We start from the raw sequence: 23,510 nt of genomic DNA on the forward strand, positions 1-23,510 counted from the left end.
CCGGTCCCCCATCGCTCAGCGCGCCAGGATCCGGCGCAGCGCCGCCGTCAGCGCCGCGCCCTGCTCACCGGCGGGGACGGCGGCCGGGGTGCGCCACGCGACGATTCCGTCCGGTCGCACCAGGACGGCGCCCGCGGCGGCCACGCCGTAGGCGGCGGCCCACCGGCCCTCCGGGTCCGCGAGCGCCCCGCCGTCGGCGGCCGGCGCGATGCGGTGGAAGGCCAGGTCGACGCCGAGCGCCGTGGCGGCGCTACCTGCCGCCTCGGCCCACGAGCCGCCGTCCGCCCCGGCCAGCAGGACGAAGCCGGTGCCGAACAGCTCCAGCGTGGACAGCGGGGCGCCGTCGCGCTCCAGCACCACGTACGGAGCGCGGGTGCCGGGCTCGCCCTGCAGGGTGCGCGGGTCGGAGGTCAGCGGCGGCCGCTCCACGCCCGCCTCGGTGATGAACGCGCCGGAGGGGTAGGCCTGGCCCATCGTGACGGTCATCGCGTCGTCGGTGGCTGCCTTCTCCTCCTCGGTCGCGGTGCCCGAGCGCAGGGCGAGCTGGAGCGAGCCCTGGCGCGCGGTGTAGGAGCCGACCGGGTGGCGCTCCTCCTGGTAGGTGTCGAGCAGGCCGGTGCCCGCGGCGCCCTTGGTCACCAGGGCCAGCTTCCAGGCCAGGTTGAAGGCGTCGGCGATGCCGGTGTTGGCCCCGTAGCCGCCGGTGGGCGGGATCTGGTGGGCGGCGTCGCCCGCGATCAGGACCCGGCCCTGGACGAAGTTCCCGGTGACGAGTTCGGCCATGTCCCACGGGAAGCGGGAGCGGACCGTGACCTCGACCTCGTCCGAACCGATCGCGGCGGAGACCAGCTCGGCGCAGCGGGCGTCGGTGAAGTCGTCGAGGCCCTCGCCCTTCTCGGGGTCGTAGCCCACGATCAGGGTGCCCTCGGTGAGGGTGTCGTCGTGCACCAGGATGCCCATGACCGTGTCGTTCTTGACGTGGACGACGCTGTAGCGGCGGTCCCCGAGGACCGCGCCGAAGTCGGCGCCGAACGCGATGCTCACGTGCCGGGAGAGCACGCCGCGCCCTTCGCGCACCAGGCCCAGCGACTCCCGTACGGTGCTGCGCGGCCCGTCGGCGGCCACCAGGTAGTCGGCGGTCAGGGTGGTCTCGGTGCCCTCGGCGTCCTTGACGACGGCGGTGACGCCGCTCCCGTCCTGCGTGAAGGAGACCAGTTCCGTGCTGAACCGCAGGTCGGCGCCGAGCTTCTCGGCCCGGGCGCGCAGGATCGGCTCCAGCCGGTCCTGGGGCAGCAGCAGCAGCTTGGAGGGGGTCAGGTCCGCGAGCTCGTCGCCGCCCTCCAGCTCCTCCTTGCTGAAGAGGACCTCGCCGGCCAGGGAGACCACGCCCGCGCGGGTCTTGTGCTTCTCGAAGCCGGACGCGGCGGCCTTGGCGGCCGCCTCGACGCCCACCGTGCCAAGGATCTCGGCCGTACGCGGGTAGTAGCCGACCGCGCGCGGGTGGATGGAGGTGCTGGGGTGCCGCTCGACCAGGGTGCAGGGCACGTTGTGATGGGCGAGGAACACCGCGGTGGAGAGGCCGACGAGGCTGCCACCGACGATCAGTACATGCGTGCCGCTCTTACTCACAAAGAACCCCTCTCGCGGATACCGGTCTGTGCGGATCGTGGCAGCGGCCGGTGGACCTGAACTCGAACTCCGCTCGCAGCAGCAGGGAGTCGGCGTCTCAGGCCTTGACGGAGTACGTCGACCAGGAGCTGTCCGCCGTGAACCCGAGGCGGCGGTTGAGGGCGACGACGGCGCCGTTGTCGACGTCGTTCCAGGCCTGCACGAGGGCCACCTGCCCGTTCTCGCGGGCGGTACGGGCCAGCAGGTCCGCCTTGAGCCAGGAACCCAGGCCCCGGCGGCGCCGGTCGGCGAGGACCAGGGTCTCCCCCGCGTCGGCCATCGGGCTGTCGCGGACGAAGACGGTGGCGTACCCGACGACTTCGCCGGTCGCGTCGTCGACGGCGGCGGTCACGTGCTGGCGGTGTCCTGCCCGCTCCGCCTCGGCCTCGCGCGCGCGGACGTCGTCGGCGGTGGGGGTGCGCACCTGCGCCTGCCCGTTGACGGGCGCGTCCAGGGTGCCCCAGGCGCGGGCGTAGGAACCGACGAGCCCGTCCGGGCAGCGGTCGGTCCAGTTCACGAGGTGGTGGCCGGGTACCGCCCGGGCGGCGAGCTCGTCGAGTCCGGCGGCGGCCGGGCCCTTCAGGAAGAGGCGGTTGCGCAGGTTGGTGCCGCGCAGTTCGGCGCCGCAGCCGGAGGCGAAGGCCTCGGCGGCGGGGGTGTGCGGGGCGTCGACCATCAGGTGGCCGCGGCCGCGGGCGCGCAGTTCGGCGCGGGCGGCGTCGACCAGGGCGGTGCCCGCGCCGCGACGGCGGAAGGACGGGAAGACCCACAGCGAGCCGTGGCCGGGTCCGGCCGGGTCGCCGAGGTCGAGGCCGAGCTTGGTGACGCCGACGGGCGTGTCGCCGTCGAAGGCGGCCAGGACGATCCGGTCGGCTCCGTGCCGGCGTTGCAGCAGCCTGGCGAGCAGGGCCTGTGACACCGGGGGGTCGGCGGGCAGTTCGAGACTCATCGTCTCCTGGAAGCCCGGAACGAGCAGGGTGATCGTCGCCGGGTCGTCACCGTCGAGGCTGCGGATGTCCATGGCCACCATCGTCCACGACGGCGCTTGAGATCCGTTCGAGAACGGCTCGGGGCCCGGACGCCGCACCGTCCGGGCCCCGAGCTGCGGAAGGCCGGCCGGGCCCGTCAGGGCCCGGCCGGCACGCGTTCACGCCTCCTGCGTCTCCGCGAGCGTGATGGCCTGCACCGGGCAGGCCCGTACGGCCTCGCGCACCATCGGATGCCCGGCGCCGTCCTCACGGCCGGCGATGACGGTGGAGAACCCGTCGTCGTCCTGCTCGAACACGAAGGGAACGGAGACGGCGCACTGGGCGGAGCCGATGCACCGGTCGGTGTCGATCGAGATGCGCACGGCGGCCTACCAGGTGACGGGGAGTTCGGAGACTCCCTGCAGGACGAACGGGGCGTTGACCGGCACCTGGTCGGCCGGGACCGCGAGGCGCAGGCTCGGCACCCGGCGCAGCAGGGTGGCGAGGGCGATCTCCATCTCGGCGCGGGCCAGGTTCTGGCCGATGCACTGGTGGATGCCGTAACCGAAGGCGACGTGGCGGCCGGAGGGCCGGAAGATGTCCAGGTCGTCGGCCTTCTCGAAGGACTGCGCGTCGCGGTTCATCAGCATCGTCGACAGGATCACCCCGTCGCCGGCCTTGATCACGTGCCCCTCGACCTCGATGTCCTCCTTGGCGACGCGCATCAGCATGTCGCCGATGGAGGCGTAGCGCATCAGCTCGTCCACGGCCCTCGGCATCAGGGACTCGTCGGCGCGCAGCGCCTCCATCTGCTCCGGGTGTGCCAGCAGCGCCATCGTGGACAGGGCGATCATGTTGGAGGTGGTCTCGTGTCCCGAGACCAGCAGGACGGTGGCGATCATCGCCAGCTCGTTGCGGTCGACCTTGCCGTCCTCCAGCTGGCGGGCGATCAGCTCGTCGAGCAGGGTGTCGCCGGGCTCCGCCTGCTTGCGGCTGATCAGGTCGTCCAGGTAGGCGAGGATCTCGGTGAACGCCTGCTGCGCCTGCGCGGCCTGCTCGGGCCCGGAGGAGGACAGCACGTGCCGGGAGCGCTCGTCGAAGTAGTGGTGGTCCTCGTACGGGACGCCGAGCAGCTGGCAGATGACGGCGGACGGCATCGGCAGGGCGTACTCGGTGAGCAGGTCCACGGTCCGGCCCGGGCCGCCCGCCAGCATCTTGTCGAGGAGGTCGTCGGCGTACTGCTGGATCACCGGGCGCAGCGCGTTGACCTGGCGGACGCCGAAGCTCGGCAGCACCATGCGGCGCTGGCGGGCGTGCACCGGGTCGTCGACGCCGACCAGCGGGGGCGCGGCGGCCTGCTGGCGCTGGGCCTCGATGCGCGGCGCGAGCAGCGGGAAGTTCGGGTCGAGGACGTCGGAGGAGAGCCGGGCGTCCGGGAACAGCTTGCGGCCGAGCTCGTTGCCCGTCACCAGCCAGGCCACCCGGCCGTTCCAGAGGGTGACCCGGGAGATCGGGCCCTTCTCGCGCAGCCCCTCGTACCCGGGCGGCATCTGGTAGGGGCACTTGCGCTGGATCGGGTACGCAGGAGCGTCCTCGGCCCCGTCCGCCAGCGTCTTCGGCGCGTCGAGTGTGTCGGTCATGGGTTCTCCTGGGTGTGTGGCCGGCGGCGGCCGTGCGTGGGGTCCGGCTGGGAGGGGGCGGGGTTCAGAGTCCGCCGGTGACGCGCAGGGCCTCGCCGTGGACGTTCCCGTTGGCGGCGGAGCCGAGGAAGACGATCGTGCGCGCGACGTCCTCGGGGGTGTTCATCCGGCCCGACGGCAGGGACTTGGCCTTGTTCTCCAGGAAGGCGGGCGAGGCGTGGGTGAGCACGTTCTCGGTGAGGGTCTGGCCGGGGACGACCTCGTTGACCAGGATCCCCGCGGGGCCCAGTTCCCAGGCGAGGCTGCGGACCAGCCCGAACAGCCCCGACTTGGCGGCGCCGTACGCGCCCGCGCCGATCATCCCGGAGTTCGCGAGCCCGGCGCCGACGAGCACGATGCGGCCCCAGTCGCGGCCGCGCATGTGCGGCAGGACGGCCTGGATGGTGTGGAAGACGGCGTCGACCGAGGTGCGCAGGACCCGCTGCCACTGCTCGACCGGGACCTCCTCGAAGGCGGGCATCTGCCGGCCGGGCCGCGGGATCGCGTCGCCCCACTCCACCGCGCTGGCGACGAGCACGTCGATGCCGCCCCACTCGGCGCCGACCGCGGCGACGGCGGCGCGGATCGAGTCCTCGTTGGCGAGGTCGTAGCGGACCACGTAGGGCGTGCCGCCGGCGGCGGCGACCTGCTCGGCCGTCTCCTTCGCGCCCGCCTCGTCGGAGTGGTAGGTGATCGCGACGCGCGCGCCCTCCGCCGCGTAGGCGACGGCGGTGGCCCGGCCGATGCCCCGGGAGGCGCCGGTGACGAGCACCACCTTGTCCGTGAGATCCGTCTTCATCGTCCTGCCTTCGTGGTCTGGTGGGCGCTGTGGGCGGTGTCCGGTCCGGCGCCGATGCTCTGCCCGTGCCGGAAGAAGCCTTCGGGGTCGTAGGCGCGCTTGATGTCGCGCAGCCGGGGGGCGTTCTCCGCGTAGTGGTCGCCCTCCCAGTCCGCCGGCACCCGCGAGCTGGGGAAGTTGATGTACGAGCCAGTGGCCAGCGGGGCGAGGGCCGCGCCGCAGCGGTCGGCCCACTCGTCGAGCTCGGCCGGGCCCCGGGCCGCCGACTCCTCGTCGCGCGTGGCGATCTGGAAGCCCGTCAGGAACTGGGCGTCGCGGTGGACGTACGCGGTCTCGGTGCGGCCGACCCGGTTGGCCGCGCCGCCGAGCGCGATACACAGCAGGTAGCGCTCGTTGTCGAGGTCCGGGTTCCAGGCCCCCAGCAGGGACTCGGCCTCGGTGTGCGTCACGGGCCGGCCGGTGAGCCGGTAGGCCTGCCGGGTGTACGGGTGACGGTGGCCGATCGCGTCCGGGTGGGTGCCGGTGCGGTGGCACTGCTGGACGGTCTTGGATCCGCACAGCGCCTCGTGCATGACCTCGGCGTACGCTCCGGGCGCGCCGACCTCGCGGTGCACGGGCTTGGTGCCGGCGGCCTCGGTGAGTTCGTCGAGGGCCCGCTCCAGTTCCTCGGGCGCCCCGTGGTGCACGCCCCAGATCTTGACGATCGGCTTGCCGCCGGGCCCGAACATGCCGGGCAGTACGACCAGGGAGGTGCCGAGGTCCTCGCAGGCCGCGGCGGCCCAGGCCTGCCAGGCGGCCAGTACGCCGGGGGCGTCCTCGTAGGACCACAGGGTCTCGAAGGCGGTCAGCAGCGGGGCGTCGACGGGCCGCAGCTCGAACTCGGTGACGATGCCGAAGTTCCCGCCGCCGCCACCGCGCAGCGCCCAGTACAGGTCGGGGTGCTCGTCGGCGCAGGCGCGGACGGTCCGCCCGTCGGCGAGGACGACCCGGGCGGAGAGGATCCGGTCGCTGGCGACGCCGAACTTGCGGGTCTGCCAGCCCAGTCCGCCGCCGGTCAGGAAGCCGCCCTGGCTGACGGTGGGGAAGGTGCCGGTGACGATCTGGCGTCCCTGTGCCTTGAGGGTGTCGAGCGCGTCGAGGGACTGCACGCCGGCGCCGATGCGCACGGCGGGGCCGTCGGCGACGGCGTGGTTCATCCGGGACAGGTCGATGACCAGGCCGGTGCCGGTGGACCAGCCGTTGAAGCTGTGGCCGGAGCCGCGCACGTGCGCCCGTACGCCGGTGTCCTGGGCGTGCCGTACGCAGGCGAGGACGTCCTCGTGGGACTCGCAGTAGGCGACCGCGTACGGGGTCACCGAGTCGTACTCGGTGTTCTGCAGCTGCCTGGCGAGCCGGTACCCCGGATCGGACGGGAGAACCAGCTCACCCTTGAGTTCGTCGCGCAGCATGGGGGTTCTTTCCTCCGTGAGTTCCCGGTCCGGGGTACGAGACGGGTCGGCCCGTCCGGCTACTTGTCGATGCCGAACTTGCGGGCGCTGACCTTGGAGCCCTCGTGGCCGCGCAGCAGGTCGCCCTTGGGCGAGTAGAAGTTGGCGCCGCCGGTGCCGACCCACTCGTCGTCGGAGACGAACTCGCCGGTGACGAAGACGTGCGCCTCGCCGACGTGCTCGCCCTCGGGGCTGACGGCGAGGATGTGGAAGTTGTAGTGGAAGGAGTCCGGTCCGGTGGACTCCCAGTTGCCCAGGCCGATGTTCTTGGCGTTGACCTGGTAGCAGGTGACGCCGCCGTCACCGGTGAAGGACGCCAGTCCGAACACGGACTTACCGTCGTCCTCCAGCTCCGTGGTCCAGGTTCCGACCAGCCTCGCGTCGGTCATGGCGATTCTCCTGACATGGGTTTCGGTTTGCGTGGTGTGCCGTCGATACGGTGCCGCCCCGGGCTGGAGCCGTACTTGAACGGCCCTTCAGCGGGCGGGCCCGGTCATCTGCCGCGCCACATCCCGGCGCAGGCGTGCGGGTTGCGGTGGGTGCGGTGCCAGCCGCTGCCGGTGACCCCGGCGTCCGCGGCGGGCGCCTGCGCGGCGGCGGCCCGCCGGGCCAGCAGGGACGTCAGGACGGCGGTGAGGGCGGCGGTCTCCTCCGCGGAGGGGTTGCCGCCGGTGATCTTCCAGGTGGTGGTCATGCGTCTGCCTCCTCGTGTCCCGGAGCAGCGGCTCACACCGGCGGGTTGCCGTGCTTGCGGGACGGGATGTCGGCGTACTTGGAGCGGAGCATCGCGAGCGAGCCGATGAGCGCGGAGCGGGTCTCGGCCGGGTCGATGACGTCGTCCACCAGGCCGCGCTCGGCGGCGTAGTAGGGGTGCATCAGCTCGGTCTGGTACTCCTTGATCTTCTGCGCCCGCTCGGCGTCCGGGTCCTCGGCCGCCGCGATCTCCCGCCGGAAGATGACGTTGGCCGCGCCCTCGGCGCCCATCACGGCGATCTCGTTGCTGGGCCAGGCCAGGGAGACGTCGGCGCCGATGGAGCGCGAGTCCATGACGATGTAGGCGCCGCCATAGGCCTTGCGCAGGATCAGCTGGATCCGCGGGACAGTGGCGTTGCAGTAGGCGTACAGCAGCTTCGCGCCGTGCCGGATGATGCCGTTGTGCTCCTGGTCGACGCCGGGCAGGAAGCCGGGTACGTCGACGAGGGTGACCAGCGGGATGCTGAAGGCGTCGCAGAACTGCACGAAGCGGGCGGCCTTTTCGCTCGCGTGGATGTCGAGGACCCCGGCCATCGCGGAAGGCTGGTTCGCGACGATCCCGGTGACGTGTCCGTCGAAGCGGGCCAGCGCGCACACGACGTTCTGCGCCCAGGCCGGCTGGGTCTCGAAGTACTCGCCGTCGTCGACGATCTCCTCGATGACCTTGCGGATGTCGTAGGCCTGGTTGGGGTTGGCCGGGACAAGGTCGGCGAGGGCGTCGGTGCGCCGGTCGGTGGGGTCGTCGGACTCTTCGCGGGGCGCGGTCTCGCGGTTGTTGGAGGGCAGCAGCGACAGCAGGAACCGTACGTCGGCGAGGCAGCTCTCCTCGTCGTCGTAGGCGAAGGCCGCAACGCCCGAGACCGCCGCGTGGACGTCCGCGCCGCCGAGGCCGTTCTGGGTGATCTCCTCGCCGGTCACCGCGCGGACCACGTCCGGGCCGGTGATAAACATCTGCGAGGTCTCGCGGACCATGAACACGAAGTCGGTCAGCGCCGGGGAGTACGCGGCGCCGCCGGCGCACGGGCCCAGCATCACCGAGATCTGCGGGATGACGCCCGAGGCCCGGGTGTTGCGCTGGAAGATGCCGCCGTAGCCGGCGAGGGCGGTGACGCCTTCCTGGATACGGGCTCCCGCGCCGTCGTTGAGGCTGACCAGGGGGGCGCCGGCGGACTGCGCGAGGTCCATCACCTTGTGGATCTTCTGCGCGTGGGCCTCGCCGAGGGCGCCGCCGAAGATGCGGAAGTCGTGGGCGTACACGAAGACGGTCCGCCCGTGGACCGTGCCCCAGCCGGTGACGACCCCGTCGGTGTACGGCTTCTTGTCCTCCAGCCCGAATCCGGTGGCCCGGTGCCGGCGCAGGGCCTCGATCTCGTGGAACGAGCCCTCGTCGAGCAGCAGCTCGATGCGCTCCCGCGCCGTCAGCTTGCCCTTGGCGTGCTGGCGTTCGGTGGCCTTCGGGTCGGGCCCGGCCACGGCCTGGGCCTTGATGTCGGCCAGTTCCGCGGCACGGTCCTGGATGCGGGCGGGGGCGACGTCAGTGATGCTCACGGGTTTCCTCCGGGACTGTAGGGAGGGGGAGGTGTGCGGGTGCGACCGGGCGGCTGGCCCGCGGGGTGCGGCCGGGGTTCACTGCCACAGGCCGATCAGCTGCCGGAACAGGGCCGTCTCGGTCTCGTCGAACGGGAGATCCGGGCGGAGCCTCTCCGGGTGCCGGGGAGGCGGCCCCTGCGGGACGCTCGTCTCGTCCGGCGGGAACCAGACCCAGATGCTGCCCGCCGCGACCAGCATCTTGTAGACGGCGTGGAGCACTCGGTGCGGTCTCATACGCGCGGCCTCCGTTCTGTGGGCCGGGAACGCACTTCGGAACCAGCCAACCCTCGCCCGGCGCCCTCGACGTCCCGTGGAAGTCCGCTTGAGGACCGGTCTCGGGTGCGCCGGTGCGCGTACAGGGCCGTGAGGGCCGCCGCCACGGTGACCAGGCCGCCCGTGTACAGGCCGGAGCGTGCCCCGTAGTGCTCGCAGAGCCAGCCGACGAGCAGGGCGCCGAGCGGGGTGGACCCCTGAAGGATCATGGTGTAGAGGGCCAGTACGCGGCCTCGGTAGCGCGGGTCGCTGCCCAGTTGGATGCGGTGGTTGGCGGCCTGGGCGAAGGAGATGGTGGCGAAGCCGGTGGCCGCCAGCAGGGGGATCGCGAGGGCGTAGCTGGGCGCGAGGCCGCTGGCGGTCTCCAGGACGCCGAAGGCGAGGGCTGCGCCGATGACCAGTCCGGGGCCGGGCCGGCCGCGGCGGGCGGTGCCGGCGAAGGCGCCGAGCAGGGAGCCGGCCGCCATGGCGGTGGTCAGCAGCCCGAAGCTGGCCGATCCGGAGTGGAAGACGGTCTTGGCGAGCAGCGGCAGGGTGAGCGCGAAGTTGAAGCCGAACATGCCGACGGCGGCGACGAGGCCGAGCGGCATGACGAGGTCGGGCCTGCCCCTGATGTAGCGCAGGGCGTCGGCGATCCTGGCGCCGCCCGGGGCGGCTCCGGTGCGCTGCAGCTCCTTCGTGCGCATCATCATCAGACTGGCGACGGTGGCCAGGTAGCTGAGCGCGTTGAGCAGCATCACCGGTCCGGTGGAGTCGGATCCGCTGATCAGGAGCCCGGCGAGGGCGGGGCCGAGGATGCGCGCGGTGTTGAAGTACGCGGCGCTGAGCGCGGAGGCGTTGGGCAGCAGATCGCTGCCGACGAGCTCGCTGACGAAGGACATCCGGGTGGGCGACTCGACGGCGGACACGGCGCCCAGGGAGCCGGCGAAGACGAGGATGACCGGCAGGCTCGCCCGCCCCGCCAGCACCACGAGGGCGAGGAGGAGGGCGAGCAGCCCGGCCGCGAGGTTCGCGAGGATCAGCAGCTTGCGCTTGTCGTACCGGTCGGCGAGCCGTCCCCCGTACAGGGTCAGGAGCAGCGTCGGGGTGAACTGCACGGCCGTGACGAGCCCGAGGGCGGTGGCCGAGTCGCCGCTGAGCGACAGCACCAGCCAGTCCTGGGCGATGAACATCATCCAGGTGCACATCACGGACAGCAGCTGGCCGGTGGCGAAGAGCCGGAAGTTGCGTACGGACAGGGACTGGAACACGTCAGTAGCGGTAGTGGTCCGGCTTGTACGGGCCCTCGACGGGGACGCCGATGTAGTCGGCCTGCTCCTGGCGGAGCGTCGTCAGCCTGACGCCGAGGGCGTCGAGGTGGAGGCGGGCGACCTTCTCGTCGAGGTGCTTGGGGAGCACGTAGACGTCGGTCGGGTACTCGGCCGGCTTGGTGAAGAGCTCGATCTGGGCCAGCGTCTGGTCCGCGAAGGAGTTCGACATCACGAAGGAGGGGTGGCCGGTCGCGTTGCCCAGGTTCAGCAGACGGCCCTCGGACAGCACGATCAGGACCTTGCCGTCGGGGAACTTCCACGTGTGGACCTGCGGCTTGACCTCGTCCTTGACGATGCCCTCGACCTTGGCCAGACCGGCCATGTCGATCTCGTTGTCGAAGTGGCCGATGTTGCCCACGATCGCCTGGTGCTTCATCTTGACCATGTCCGAGGCCATGATGATGTCCTTGTTGCCCGTGGTCGTGATGAAGATGTCCGCCGTCTCCACCACGTCGTCCAGCGTCGCGACCTGGTAGCCGTCCATCGCCGCCTGCAGCGCGCAGATCGGGTCGATCTCGGTGACGATGACGCGCGCGCCCTGGCCGCGCAGCGACTCCGCGCAGCCCTTGCCGACGTCGCCGTAGCCGAAGACCACGGCGGTCTTGCCGCCGATGAGGACGTCGGTGGCGCGGTTGATGCCGTCGATCAGCGAGTGGCGGCAGCCGTACTTGTTGTCGAACTTCGACTTGGTGACGGCGTCGTTCACGTTGATCGCCGGGAAGAGCAGCGAGCCCGCCTGGTGCATCTCGTAGAGGCGGTGGACACCGGTGGTGGTCTCCTCGGTCACGCCGCGGATCTCCGCCGCCAGCGCCGTCCAGTCGAGGGTGGTCTTCCCCAGCAGGTCCAGGACCAGCGCCATCTCCTCGTTGTCCGCGGTGGACGGGTCGGGAACGGCGCCGGCCTTCTGGTACTCGACGCCCTTGTGGACGAGGAGGGTGGCGTCACCGCCGTCGTCGAGGATCATGTTCGGGCCGCCGGTGGGGGTGTTCGGCCAGGTCAGCGCCTGCTCCGTGCACCACCAGTACTCCTCCAGCGTCTCGCCCTTCCAGGCGAAGACGGGGATGCCGGCCGCCGCGATCGCCGCCGCCGCGTGGTCCTGCGTCGAGTAGATGTTGCACGACACCCAGCGGACCTCCGCGCCGAGAGCCACCAGCGTCTCGATGAGCACGGCCGTCTGCACGGTCATGTGCAGGGAGCCGGTGATGCGCGCCCCGGCCAGCGGCTGGGCGGCCGCGTACTCGGCGCGGATCGACATCAGGCCCGGCATCTCGTGCTCGGCGAGCGTGATCTCCTTGCGGCCGAACGCGGCGAGGGAGAGGTCGGCGACCTTGAAGTCGGTGAACTCGGCTGTGGGCTGGCTGGGCATGGACTACTCCGGTGTGTGGACGTCGAGGTTCAGGGTCAGTTGACGTTCAGGTTCTGGTGGATCTCTCGGGTCGCCGTGGAACGGTTGAGGGTGATGTAGTGCAGGCCCGGGGCGCCCTCGGCAAGCAGCCGTTCGGCCATCGCGGTCGCGTACTCCACCCCGACGGCGTGGCCCGCGGCCGGGTCGTCGCGCACCGCGTCCAGGCGCCGGGCGAGGTGCTCGGGGAAGCGGGCGTCGCTCAGCTCGGCGAACCGGCGGATCTGCCGTACGTCGGTGGCGGGCATGATTTCGGGGATCACCGGTGTGAGGCAGCCGACGGCGGCCAGCCGGTCGCGCAGCCGCAGGTAGTCCTCCACCTGGAAGAACATCTGCGTGATCGCGTAGTCGGCGCCCGCCTGGCACTTGGCCGCGAAGTGCCGGATGTCCTCGGTCCAGCCCGGGGACCGCGGGTGGCGCTCGGGGAACGCGGCCACGCCGACGGTGAAGTCGCCCAGTCGGCGGATCAGGCTGACCAGTTCGTGCGCGTGCGTGAAGCCCTGCGGGTGCGGGGTCCACACCCCCTTCGGGTCTCCCGGCGGGTCCCCGCGCAGGGCGAGCACGTCCCGGATCCCCGCGTCCGCGTACTGGCCGATGATGTGCCGCAGCTCGGCGACCGAGTGCCCGACCGCCGTCAGATGGGCCACCGGGCGCAGCGTGGTCTCGGTCGCGATCCGCTTGGTGACCTCGACCGTACGGTCGCGGGAGGAACCTCCCGCCCCGTACGTGACGGAGACGAAGGACGGCGCGAGGGCCTCGATCCGCCGGATCGCGTCCCAGAGCGTGCGCTCCCCCGCTTCGGTCTTCGGCGGGAAGAACTCGAACGAGAAGGAGCGCCGGCCACTGGCCAGCAGTTCGCGTACGTCGGGGCGGGGGCGCGCGGGTGCGGGCTCGGGGGACGGGAGCGCGGGGCGCTCGGTGAGGACTGCTGCCATGACTCGGTTCCCTTCGGCGTCCGGAGAGGTCAGCGCGCGTTGAAGTACGAGGCTTCGGGGTGGTGGATGACGATCGCGTCGGTGGACTGCTCGGGGTGGAGCTGGAACTCCTCCGAGAGGTGGACACCGATGCGCTCCGGCCGGAGCAGGTCGGCGATCTTCGCGCGGTCCTCCAGGTCGGGGCAGGCCGGGTAGCCGAGGGAATAGCGGCAGCCCTGGTACTCGGTGCGGAACATGCCGTCCATGGACGCCGGGTCGGATCCGGTGATGCCCAGTTCGCCGCGGACCCGGGCGTGCCAGTACTCGGCGAGGGCCTCGGCGAGCTGCACGGAGAGCCCGTGCAGCTCCATGTACTCGCGGTAGGCGTCGGCGGCGAACAGCCGGGCCGTCTCCTCGCCGATCTTCGAGCCGACGGTGACGACCTGGAGGCCGACGACGTCGGTCTCGCCGGATTCCTCGGGCCGGAAGAAGTCGGCGAGGCACAGGCGGCGGCCGCGGCCCTGGCGCGGGAAGGTGAAACGGGTCCGTTCGGATCCGTTCTCGTCGAGGATGATCAGGTCGTCGCCCTTGGACACGCAGGGGAAGTAGCCGTGCACGACGGCCGCTTCGAGCAGCCCGTCGGTGTGCAGCCGGTCCAGCCAGCCGCGCAGCCGGGGCCGGCCGTCCGTCTCGATGGTCTCGGCGTCCTTGAGGCCCCACTGGCCCTTGAACAGGGCGGTCTCGTCCAGCCAGGAGGCGTAGTCCTTGAGCGGGACGCCCTTGATGACGCGCGTGCCCCAGAACGGCGGCGTGGGCACGGCGTTGTCGACGGCCACGTCCGAACGCCCGCCGGGCTCGGGCTCCGCCACCAGGAAGGGAGTGTCCCGCTTGGGCACGCGGCGCTGTTTGAGGGGCGGCAGTTCGACGCCGGGGACGCCGCGTTTGACGCCCATGAGGGCGTCCATCAGGCGCAGGCCTTCGAAGGCGTCGCGGGCGTAGCGGACTTCGCCCTCGTAGATCTCGTGGAGGTCCTGTTCGACGTAGGCGCGGGTCAGCGCGGCGCCGCCGAGGATCACCGGGTAGTCGGCGGCCAGCTTGCGCTGGTTCAGCTCCTGAAGGTTCTCCTTCATGATGACCGTCGACTTCACCAGGAGCCCGGACATCCCGATCACGTCGGCCTTGTGCTCGGCCGCGGCCTCCAGGATCGCCGAGACCGGCTGCTTGATGCCGATGTTGACGACGTTGTAGCCGTTGTTGGTCAGGATGATGTCGACGAGGTTCTTGCCGATGTCGTGGACGTCACCGCGGACGGTGGCCAGCACGATCGTGCCCTTGCCGTCGGCATCGGTCTTCTCCATGTGCGGTTCGAGATGGGCAACGGCCGTCTTCATGACCTCCGCGGACTGGAGCACGAAGGGCAGCTGCATCTGGCCGGAGCCGAAGAGCTCGCCGACGACCTTCATCCCCTCCAGGAGGGTGTCGTTGACGATGTCCAGGGCGGGACGGGTCCGCAGGGCCTCGTCGAGGTCGGCCTCCAGGCCGTTCTTCTCGCCGTCGATGATGCGCCGCTGCAGACGCTCGTCCAGCGGCAGCGCGAGGAGCTCCTCCGCCCGCCCGTCCTTCAACGACTTCATGTTGACGCCCTCGAAGAGGGCCATCAGCTTCTGCAGGGGGTCGTAGCCCTCGGCCCGCCGGTCGTAGATGAGATCCAGGGCGACCGTGACCTGCTCCTCCTCGAACCGGGCGATCGGCAGGATCTTCGACGCGTGGACGATCGCCGAGTCCAGGCCGGCCTTGACGCACTCGTCCAGGAACACCGAGTTCAGCAGGACGCGCGCGGCCGGGTTGAGGCCGAAGGAGATGTTCGACAGACCGAGGGTGGTCTGGACGTCCGGGTGGCGGCGCTTGAGCTCGCGGATCGCTGCGATCGTCGCGATGCCGTCGCCCCGCGACTCCTCCTGGCCCGTGCAGATCGTGAAGGTCAGCGTGTCGATGAGGACGTCCGACTCACGGATCCCCCAGTTGGAGGTCAGGTCCGTGATCAGGCGCTCGGCGATGGCGACCTTGTGCTCGGCGGTACGGGCCTGGCCGTCCTCGTCGATGGTCAGCGCGATCAGCGCCGCGCCGTGCTCCTGCGCCAGCCGGGTGACCTTCGCGAACCGGGACTCGGGACCGTCACCGTCCTCGTAGTTGACGGAGTTGATGACCGCGCGGCCGCCCAGCTTCTCCAGACCCGCCCGGATGACGGGAACCTCCGTCGAGTCCAGCACGATCGGCAGCGTCGAAGCCGTCGCGAACCGCCCGGCCAGCTCCTCCATGTCCGCGACGCCGTCACGGCCCACGTAGTCCACGCACAGGTCGAGCATGTGCGCACCCTCACGGATCTGGTCCCGCGCCATCTCCACACAGTCGTCCCAACGGGCCTCCAGCATCGCCTCACGGAACTTCTTCGACCCGTTCGCGTTCGTCCGCTCCCCGATCGCCATGTACGAGGTGTCCTGCCGGAACGGCACCGTCTGGTACAGCGAAGCCGCACCCGGCTCCGGCTGCGGCTTCCGCCCGGTGACGGCCGCACCCCGCACCCGCTCCACCACCTGCCGCAAGTGCTCCGGCGTCGTACCGCAGCAGCCGCCCACCAGCGACAGCCCGTACTCACGGACGAAGGTCTCCTGCGCGTCGGCGAGCTCGGCCGCCGACAGGGGGTAATGCGCCCCCTCACTCGTGAGCACGGGCAGCCCGGCGTTCGGCATGCAGGAGAGCGGGATGCGGGCGTTGCGCGCCAGATAGCGCAGGTGCTCGCTCATCTCGGCCGGACCGGTCGCGCAGTTCAGGCCGATCATGTCGATGCCCAGCGGCTCCAGCGCCGTCAGCGCCGCACCGATCTCCGAACCCAGCAGCATCGTGCCGGTCGTCTCCACGGTCACCGAACAGATCAGCGGGACGGTGACACCGAGCGCCTCCATGGCGCGGCGGGCACCGATCACCGAGGACTTGGTCTGCAGGAGGTCCTGGGTGGTTTCCACGAGCAGCGCGTCGGCGCCGCCGGAAAGGAGACCTTCCGCGTTCGCCTGGTACGCGTCCCGCAGCGTGACGTACGGGGCGTGGCCGAGGGTGGGCAGCTTGGTGCCCGGGCCCATCGAGCCGAGGACCCAGCGCTGCTGCCCGGTGGAGGCGGTGAACTCGTCGGCGACCTCACGGGCGATGCGGGCACCGGACTCCGACAGCTCGTGCACCCGCTCCGCGATGTCGTACTCGGCGAGCGCCGCGAAGTTCGCGCCGAAGGTGTTCGTCTCGACGCAGTCCACGCCGACGGCGAAGTACGCCTCGTGCACCGACCGGACGATGTCGGGGCGGGTGACGTTGAGGACCTCGTTGCAGCCCTCCAGCTGCTGGAAGTCCTCCATCGTGGGGTCCTGCGCCTGGAGCATCGTCCCCATGGCTCCGTCGGCGACGACCACCCGGGTGGCCAGCGCCTCGCGCAACTCGTCGGCCCGGTTCACGACGCACCTCCCAGGGACCCCAGCACGCCGTCCAGCCGCTGCTCCGCCGCGGGCCCGTACACCGCCCGGACCGTGCCGAGCAGTCCGGCGGGCTCGACCTCGTACGCCTGCGAGCCGACGGCCCGCAGCACCAGTGCCGCCATCGCGCAGCCGAGCTGGCCGGCGGCCTCCAGCGGCAGCCCCTTGCTCACCGCGGCGAGGAAGCCGGAGCGGAAGGCGTCTCCGACGCCCGTCGGGTCCTCGGCGGGCACGTCCGGTACGGCTCGCACCGTGAGGACGGGAACGCCTTCGCTGTCGATGCGCACGCCCTTCGAGCCGAGGGTGGTCACCCAGGTGCCGACCCGGGCGAGTACGTCCTCGACGCTCCACTCGGCCCGCTCGCGCAGCAGCGCGGACTCGTACTCGTTCGTGAAGAGCCAGCGGGCCCCGTCGATCAGGCCCCGCACCTCGTCCCGGGAGAGGCGGGCCAGCTGCTGGGAGGGGTCGGCCGCGAAGGGGATGCCGAGCCGGCGGCAGTCCTCGGTGTGACGGACCATCGCGGCCGGGTCGTTGGGCGAGACGAGGACCAGGTCCAGGGGGCCGCCGCGGGCGATGACCTCGCGCAGGTCGATCTCGGCGGCCTCCGCCATCGCGCCCGCGTAGAAGGAGGCGATCTGGTTGGAGTCCTGGTCGGTCATGCACATGAAGCGGGCGGTCTGGTGCCCGGCGGAGACGCGCACTCCGCCGGTGTCCACGCCGTGCTCCTTCAGCCACACCTCGTACTCGCCGAAGTCGGGGCCGACGGCGCCGACGAGTACCGGGTCCAGCCCCAGTACGCCGAGCCCGTAGGCGATGTTGGCCGCCACCCCGCCCCGCCGGATCTCCAGGGAATCGACCAGGAAGGACAGGGAGACGTGCTCCAGCTGGTCGGGGAGCAGCTGGTCGACGAACCGGCCCGGAAAGGCCATGAGGTGATCCGTGGCGATGGATCCTGTCACCGCTATACGCACGTTCTCTCCTGAAGGCAGGTGGGGGCCGGACTCTCGCCGGGGCGGGGCGCGGGCGGGGCGGGGCGCTGTCAGCGGGCGGCGGCGGCCTTGAGCGCCTCGGCCCGGTCGGTGCGCTCCCAGGTGAAGTCGGGCAGCTCGCGGCCGAAGTGGCCGTAGGCGGCGGTCTGGGCGTAGATCGGGCGCAGCAGGTCCAGGTCGCGGATGATCGCGGCCGGGCGCAGGTCGAAGACCTCGCCGATGGCGTCCTCGATCCGGTCGGTGGCGACCGTCTCCGTGCCGAAGGTCTCGACGAAGAGACCGACGGGCTCGGCCTTGCCGATCGCGTACGCGACCTGGACCTCGCAGCGCGAGGCGAGCCCGGCGGCGACGACGTTCTTCGCGACCCAGCGCATCGCGTACGCGGCGGAGCGGTCGACCTTGGACGGGTCCTTGCCCGAGAAGGCGCCGCCGCCGTGGCGGGCCATGCCGCCGTACGTGTCGATGATGATCTTGCGGCCGGTCAGGCCGGCGTCGCCCATCGGGCCGCCGATCTCGAAGCGGCCGGTCGGGTTGACCAGCAGCCGGTAGCCCTCGGTCTCCAGCTTGATGCCGTCCTGCGCCAGCTGGGCCAGCACGTGGTCGACCACGTGCTCCTGGATGTCGGGGGTCAGCAGCCCCACCAGGTCGATGTCGGAGGCGTGCTGCGAGGACACGACCACGGTGTCCAGGCGCACGGCCCTGTCGCCGTCGTACTCGATGGTGACCTGCGTCTTGCCGTCCGGGCGCAGGTACGGGAGCGTGCCGTTCTTGCGGACCTCCGAGAGCCGGCGCGAGAGCCGGTGCGCGAGGTGGATCGGCAGCGGCATCAGTTCCGGGGTCTCGTCGCAGGCGTAGCCGAACATCAGGCCCTGGTCGCCGGCGCCCTGCTTGTCGAGCTCGTCGCCGTCCTCACCTGCGGCGGCGCCCTCGACCCGCTGCTCGTACGCGGTGTCCACCCCCTGCGCGATGTCCGGGGACTGCGCGCCGATCGAGACGGACACACCGCAGGAGGCGCCGTCGAAGCCCTTGGCCGAGGAGTCGTAGCCGATCTCCAGGATCCTGTCGCGGACGAGCTGCGCGATCGGCGCGTACGCCTTCGTCGTCACCTCTCCCGCGATGTGCACCAGACCCGTGGTGATGAGGGTCTCCACGGCCACGCGAGAGGCCGGGTCCTCGGTGAGGAGCGCGTCGAGGATCGTGTCGCTGATCTGGTCGGCGATCTTGTCGGGGTGGCCCTCGGTCACGGATTCCGAGGTGAACAGACGGCGGGACATGTCACTCCTGATGGGTTGGGACAGAGAGCACGGAGGAGACGGAAGGGACGTGGACGTCATACGGTGCCCAGCCGCGGGCGGCGCGCCGCGGCCGTCAGCGCCCGGGCCAGCGACCGCAGCAGGCCGGTCCCGCCGTCCGCGGCGCCGGCGACGGCGACCAGCGGCGGTTGCCAGCCGTGCGCGGCGATCCGCTCGGCGGCCCGCCAGGCGGCGTCGCCCGCACCGGAGGCCCCGCCGAGCCACACCGGCTCCCCGCGGGCGAGCGCGGGGCGCAGGGCCTGCAGGTACAGGGCCGGGTCGTCCCCGGCGGGCAGGGTGACCAGGGCCTGCGGACCGTCGTAGAACTCGGGGAGGCCGTCGTAACACCCGGGCGGCGAGCCCGGCGCCGGCAGCAGGCAGATCGTGCCCGCCCCGGGACGGGCGGCCGCGCGCAGGACGCGCGCCGCGGCTGCCGGGCGGGGCCGCACCCGCGGTACGGGGATGCCGTCGAGCAGTTCCAGGGCCCCGGACACGTCCAGGGCGCCCCGGCCGTCGGGCAGGGTGCGCAGCAGCAGGGCCGCCTGGGAGAGCAGGCCGGCCGCGTCGGCGTCCTGGAACCTGGCCCGGTCGTGGACCGAGGTCAGGACCAGTCCGCCCGAGGTGTCGTGGTGGGCGAAGAGGGTGAACGGCAGGGCGGTGTGCGCCGCGAGCACCTCCGGCGGGTCCAGCTGTACGCCCGCTTCGGCGAGTTCGTCCACGACGGCGTCGCGCCCCGGTCCCGTACCGGAGGAGCCCCAGCCGGTGTGGGCGGCGGCGGCCTGCGGTTCGAAGACGACGAGGGACTCGAAGGGCGCGGCCGCCGTGCCGCGGCGGCCGGTCCAGTCCTCGATCTGCCCGGCGGACACCCACTCGTAGGCCGCGCGGTCCAGCGCGTGGCCGCTGAGCGTGTCCAGCAGCAGGGCCACCGGCATGTGGGCCCGTACGGCCACGTCCAGCGGAAGGGAGTTGCCCAGCGCGCCGGAGAGCAGCTCGGCGCCGGCGAGGGTGATGCCGCGGCCCGAGACGGCCACCGAGAACGCGACGGCGACCGGGTCGGGGCGCCGCGCGCGAGCGGCGGCCCGGTACAGCAGCAGCGCCCACACCGCGTGCAGGGCGGTCGACTCGGTCGCCCCCTGCGCGGCTGCCCAGGCCCGCAGCCGCGCCGCCTCCAGCGGGGTGAGCCGCGCGCGGTTGCGCCCGTGGCCGGGACCTTCCTGTGCCTCGCCCGCCCGGGTGCCTTGATCGTCGGACCGCACGGCGGGCAGGGTGACGGCGTCCGGCGGCGGGGCGGCCCGCCACCAGAACTCCCGTGCGGCCGAGGTGTCCTGGCGGGCCAGCCAGTGCGCGTGGTCGCGGACGTCGGGGCGGCGCTCGCCGCCCAGCGGCCTGCCGTCGGCGAGGTAGGCGCGCAGGAAGGCCCGCAGCAGGCCGCGCACGCTGCGCTCGTCGAGGAAGGCGCGGTGGTAGGTGAACAGGATGCGGGTGGGCCCGGACGGGCTCCCCGACCCGGGCGGCGCGTCCTCGTCCAGCAGCACGATGCGCAGCTGGCCCGGGTCGCGCAGGTCGAACTCGCGCAGCCGCTCGCGCAGGACGAGGGAGTGCCAGTCGGCGCCGCCGGGGCCGTGGTGCTCGATCCGCGGATCCACCCGCGGGTGGACGACCATCGACGGCGGTGCTCCCGCGGAGTCGGCCAGCGCGGTGCGCAGGGCCGCGTCACCGTCGTACAGCGTCCGCCATGCGGCGGTGAAGCGGGGCAGGTCCAGCGGCCCGTACCAGCGGGCCAGCAGCTGCTCGACGTGGAGTCCGGCGCCGGGGCGCACGAGCGTGTCGAGCAGCAGGTCCCGCTGGAGCGGGGACGCGGGTACGGCCGGCGGGCGCGGGCCGCGGCCGCAGCCGGCGGCCCGGGGGCGGCTGGCCGGGCCGGTGGAGCGGGTCCGGGGGCGCGGACGCGGGCGCGCGGGCGCCGCGCTGAGCAGGTCGGACAGCAGCCCGACGGGGTACGGGTGGGGCGCCACCGTCAGGGTGTGGTGGGTGTCCGAGTGCCGTTCCAGGGTGGGCTCGCAGGCCGGGAGGAGTGCGAGGGCCGCCTCCAGGTGTGCCGCCTCCAGCGGCCCGTGCAGCTCCAGCGAGGGCGGCGGGCCGGGCACGAGGACGACCGCCATGGCCGCGCTCATCGGATTCCTCCCTCCTTTTTCTTCTGCGTGTCTGACGTCGCTGTCTGGTGTCCGGTGTCCGGTGTCACGGAGCCGTCCGGTGAGGTCAGCGGGCCCCCAGTTCCTCCTCCACGGCACCCATGAACCCTTCGTCGAGCATCGTTTCGACCGCGGTGTCCCGCGCGGAGTCCAGCCCGGTGTCATGACAGGCCGTGCTGAGCAGGTACCGCCTGAGCACCCGGTGCGTGGCGAACGACCACGCGCCGCCCCCGGCCGGGCTGCCGTCGGGCCCCAGGAGTCCGCCGTCGGCCAGGCCGAAGCCGAATTCCGTGAACCCCAGCCTCAGCCCTTGTCCCAGGGCCTTGGTGTAGGCCTCCTTGAGGGTCCACAGCCGGAGCATCTCGGCGACCTGCCGCTCCGGGGGCATCCGGTCCAGTTCGGCGGCCTCGGCGGGGATGCACACCCGGTCCCGCAGCAGCTCGAAGGACATCCGCCGGCCGGCCGGCTCCACGTCCACGCCGATCCGTCCGGTCCTGCTGACACCGACGGCGATGAGGTCCTCGGTGTGGCTGAGGCTGACGTCGATCTGGCTCATGCCGCGGATGTACGGGCGTCCGCCGATCCGGTACGACAGGTCCAGCGCGGCCGGATCGGTCCGCAGCGCCGCCGCCGCGGTGTACTTGACGACCATGCGCGAGGTGACGAAGCGGTAGCGGACCGCGGCGTCCGGGGTGCGCCGGTAGCGCTGCCAGTCGCGGCCCAGCAGCGGTCGCAGCGAGGTGTCGGCGAGCGCCGCGGTCAGCCACTCCCCCCACGTCGCGTACACGACGACGCTGCCGCGACGTTCCAGTGCCGCGGAGACCGCTTCCCAGGGCCCGTCGGGGCCGGTGACGTGGATGGGCGGCGCGCCCGCGCGGTTCATCGGGTGAGCTCCGTACCTTCGAGGTCGCAGCTGCGGCCGGTGCGGTGCCGGCGGATCAGCTCGTCGAGCACCTGCGCCAGGCAGCCCTCGGGCAGGTCGGGCACGGCGATGCCGAGACGGCTGCCGATGCGCGTCAGCGCGAGTACGGCCCAGGCGGGGTCGGCGAGGAAGGCGTCCGTGCCGTCCTGCGCCTCCCAGACGCCGAGGACCGAGGCGGCCGCCAGGATCAGCGCGTACCGGTCGGTGAGCACGGCCACCCCGGGGCCGGCCAGCGCGGCCCGTTCGGCGGGCAGCGCCACGCAGTCCGCGCGCAGGGCCCGCAGTTCGTTCACGAAGCCGTCGGCGAGGTCACTGAGCGCGGCCATCTGCCCGCCGACCCGGCGGATCGTGGCGAGCCGGTCGGCCGCGCCCACCAGTGAGGCGGTGAGGAAGTCGTCGCCCCCGGCTATGCCCAGCAGCCGGTAGTCCAGGTCGGGCAGGCGCGCCCCGCCGCGGAACAGGCCGGGCGGTGGCTCGGGCACGCTGAACCAGGAACGGGAGGCCAGCGAGCGCAGCTGCGGGACGATGACGGCCTGGCAGGCGGCCGTTCCGGCGTGCCCGAGGCCGGCCACCGGCAGGTCGCGGACCAGCTTGTCGAGGGCGCCGTACTGCGCGTCACCGTGCGCGTAGCCGTGGCCGCCGAGCACTCCGGCGAGCTCCTCCAGGTTCTCGCGGAGCATGTCCGGTACGACGTACTTGACGGCCGCGGCCAGCACGTTGACGTGCTCGGGCAGCAGGCTCAGCGCGCGCAGCGACACGGTCGCCATGCTGTCGGCGGCCAGCAGGTCGGCGAAGACCCCGGCGAGCGGCTTGTGCCAGCGCCGGGCGACCGGAGCGGTGCGTCCCGCGGTGACGGCCCGTACGGCGGAGTGCAGGACGGTGTCCGCCGCGGCGACGGCGACGGCCGGGATCAGGCACCGGTTGACCTGGAAGGTGCGCAGGGCCAGGGCGACGCCCTCGCCCTCGCGTCCGACCAGGGTGTGCCGGGGCAGCAGGCAGTCGCTGAACTCCAGCCCGGAGAAGAGGCCGCCGCGCATGCCGGGCGTGGTGACGCGGGGCAGGTGGGCGAGGTGTCCGCGGGCGCGGGCGGCGGCGAGTACGTCGGCGTCGAGCAGGAAGACCGAGTGGCTGCGCGGGCCGCGGGCGGACGCGGTCCGGGCGTAGACCGCGTACGCGCCGGACCGGGCGGCGTTCATGATGACGTCCTTGCGGCCGCTGAGCCGGTAGCCGCCGGGATCGGGATCGGCGGTGAACTCGTCGCGCAGGATGCCGTTCGCGTGGGCGATCTCGTGGTGGACGATCGAGGCCCGGCCTCCGGCGAGCAGCGGCGCGGCGGCCGTGGCCCGCTGCCCCGGGTTGCCCGCGGCCCAGACGGCGGCGGTGGCGAACAGCGAGGTGATCCCGTAACCGAAGCCGAGGGCGACGTCGCGGCGGAAGACGGGGCGCAGCACCTGCGCGAGCAGGTCGGCGCGGGTCAGCCGGCCGCCTGAGCCGACGGGCACGAACTCGGCTCCGAGCCCGGCCGCGGCGAGGAGTTCCTCGGTGGCGGCGGGCGGTTCGCGCCGGGCGTCGGCAGCGGCGAGGGCGGCGATGCCGTGCGGATTGGCGGGGTCGTGCGGGTCCCCGAGGAGGCTTTCCAGGCGGGCGGCGCGGGCGGCGGCATCGGCCGCGTGGGATGCATGGGGCGCTGGGGGCGCGGCCGTGGGCAGCCGGGGTTCCAGGGAGATCGTCATCGTGGTGCTCAACTCCCCGTT

Annotated in this window: 19 protein-coding genes; all 19 read right to left on the bottom strand. The window is 72.4% G+C overall.

Features of this window, described 5'->3' with window-relative positions:
• Positions 1–15 precede the first annotated feature (15 nt).
• The gene (locus OG737_RS34770; protein ID WP_331723518.1) at positions 16–1,629 is read right to left on the bottom strand and encodes an FAD-dependent oxidoreductase; all 1,614 of its coding nucleotides are present in this window, start codon (positions 1,627–1,629) and stop codon (positions 16–18) included.
• A gap of 97 nt (positions 1,630–1,726) precedes the next feature.
• The gene (locus OG737_RS34775; protein WP_328930705.1) at positions 1,727–2,689 is read right to left on the bottom strand and encodes a GNAT family N-acetyltransferase; all 963 of its coding nucleotides are present in this window, start codon (positions 2,687–2,689) and stop codon (positions 1,727–1,729) included.
• 126 nt (positions 2,690–2,815) lie between these two features.
• Positions 2,816–3,019 carry a ferredoxin gene (locus OG737_RS34780; protein ID WP_328930706.1) on the bottom strand — a complete coding sequence of 68 codons (204 nt, stop codon included), beginning with the start codon at positions 3,017–3,019 and terminating at the stop codon, positions 2,816–2,818.
• A gap of 6 nt (positions 3,020–3,025) precedes the next feature.
• A complete protein-coding gene (locus OG737_RS34785; protein WP_328930707.1) occupies positions 3,026–4,276 on the bottom strand; it encodes a cytochrome P450 in 1,251 nt (416 codons plus the stop codon).
• Between the two features lie 64 nt (positions 4,277–4,340).
• Positions 4,341–5,114, bottom strand: coding sequence for an SDR family oxidoreductase (locus tag OG737_RS34790; protein ID WP_328930708.1), 774 nt, complete (start codon positions 5,112–5,114; stop codon positions 4,341–4,343).
• The gene (locus tag OG737_RS34795; protein WP_328930709.1) at positions 5,111–6,562 is read right to left on the bottom strand and encodes an FAD-binding oxidoreductase; all 1,452 of its coding nucleotides are present in this window, start codon (positions 6,560–6,562) and stop codon (positions 5,111–5,113) included. Before OG737_RS34795 ends, OG737_RS34790 begins: the two co-directional genes overlap by 4 nt.
• A 59-nt stretch (positions 6,563–6,621) precedes the next feature.
• Positions 6,622–6,990: a hypothetical protein gene (locus tag OG737_RS34800; protein WP_328930710.1), complete on the bottom strand. Its 369-nt coding sequence runs from the start codon at positions 6,988–6,990 to the stop codon at positions 6,622–6,624.
• A gap of 104 nt (positions 6,991–7,094) precedes the next feature.
• Entirely contained in the window at positions 7,095–7,295 is a 201-nt protein-coding gene (locus OG737_RS34805; protein WP_331723520.1) for an acyl-CoA carboxylase subunit epsilon, read from the bottom strand.
• A gap of 32 nt (positions 7,296–7,327) precedes the next feature.
• Positions 7,328–8,896: an acyl-CoA carboxylase subunit beta gene (locus OG737_RS34810; RefSeq protein ID WP_405681587.1), complete on the bottom strand. Its 1,569-nt coding sequence runs from the start codon at positions 8,894–8,896 to the stop codon at positions 7,328–7,330.
• 84 nt (positions 8,897–8,980) lie between these two features.
• Positions 8,981–9,178 (bottom strand): DUF6059 family protein, encoded by a 198-nt coding sequence (locus tag OG737_RS34815; RefSeq protein ID WP_328930713.1) that lies wholly within the window; start codon positions 9,176–9,178, stop codon positions 8,981–8,983.
• Complete coding sequence (locus tag OG737_RS34820) at positions 9,175–10,467, bottom strand: MFS transporter (RefSeq protein WP_331723522.1); 1,293 nt, start codon at positions 10,465–10,467, stop codon at positions 9,175–9,177. The genes OG737_RS34815 and OG737_RS34820 overlap by 4 nt, the downstream gene beginning before the upstream one ends.
• Before the next feature lies 1 nt (position 10,468).
• Positions 10,469–11,893 carry an adenosylhomocysteinase gene (gene ahcY, locus OG737_RS34825; protein ID WP_331723523.1) on the bottom strand — a complete coding sequence of 475 codons (1,425 nt, stop codon included), beginning with the start codon at positions 11,891–11,893 and terminating at the stop codon, positions 10,469–10,471.
• 35 nt (positions 11,894–11,928) lie between these two features.
• Positions 11,929–12,864, bottom strand: a complete 936-nt coding sequence (metF, locus tag OG737_RS34830) for a methylenetetrahydrofolate reductase [NAD(P)H] (RefSeq protein WP_328930716.1) — start codon at positions 12,862–12,864, stop codon at positions 11,929–11,931.
• Between the two features lie 29 nt (positions 12,865–12,893).
• A complete protein-coding gene (metH, locus tag OG737_RS34835) occupies positions 12,894–16,343 on the bottom strand; it encodes a methionine synthase (RefSeq protein WP_331723524.1) in 3,450 nt (1,149 codons plus the stop codon).
• Positions 16,340–17,332 (bottom strand): carbohydrate kinase family protein, encoded by a 993-nt coding sequence (locus OG737_RS34840; RefSeq protein WP_328930718.1) that lies wholly within the window; start codon positions 17,330–17,332, stop codon positions 16,340–16,342. Before OG737_RS34840 ends, metH begins: the two co-directional genes overlap by 4 nt.
• Positions 17,333–17,400: 68 nt before the next feature.
• Complete coding sequence (metK, locus tag OG737_RS34845; RefSeq protein WP_328930719.1) at positions 17,401–18,624, bottom strand: methionine adenosyltransferase; 1,224 nt, start codon at positions 18,622–18,624, stop codon at positions 17,401–17,403.
• A gap of 56 nt (positions 18,625–18,680) precedes the next feature.
• Positions 18,681–20,816, bottom strand: a complete 2,136-nt coding sequence (locus tag OG737_RS34850; protein WP_331723525.1) for a condensation domain-containing protein — start codon at positions 20,814–20,816, stop codon at positions 18,681–18,683.
• Between the two features lie 85 nt (positions 20,817–20,901).
• The gene (locus OG737_RS34855; RefSeq protein ID WP_331723526.1) at positions 20,902–21,717 is read right to left on the bottom strand and encodes a 4'-phosphopantetheinyl transferase superfamily protein; all 816 of its coding nucleotides are present in this window, start codon (positions 21,715–21,717) and stop codon (positions 20,902–20,904) included.
• Positions 21,714–23,501 (bottom strand): acyl-CoA dehydrogenase, encoded by a 1,788-nt coding sequence (locus OG737_RS34860; RefSeq protein ID WP_405922479.1) that lies wholly within the window; start codon positions 23,499–23,501, stop codon positions 21,714–21,716. The genes OG737_RS34855 and OG737_RS34860 overlap by 4 nt, the downstream gene beginning before the upstream one ends.
• Between the last annotated feature and the right edge of the window lie 9 nt (positions 23,502–23,510).

Source organism: Streptomyces sp. NBC_00122, assembly GCF_045160845.1.
Lineage (GTDB): Bacteria > Actinomycetota > Actinomycetes > Streptomycetales > Streptomycetaceae > Streptomyces.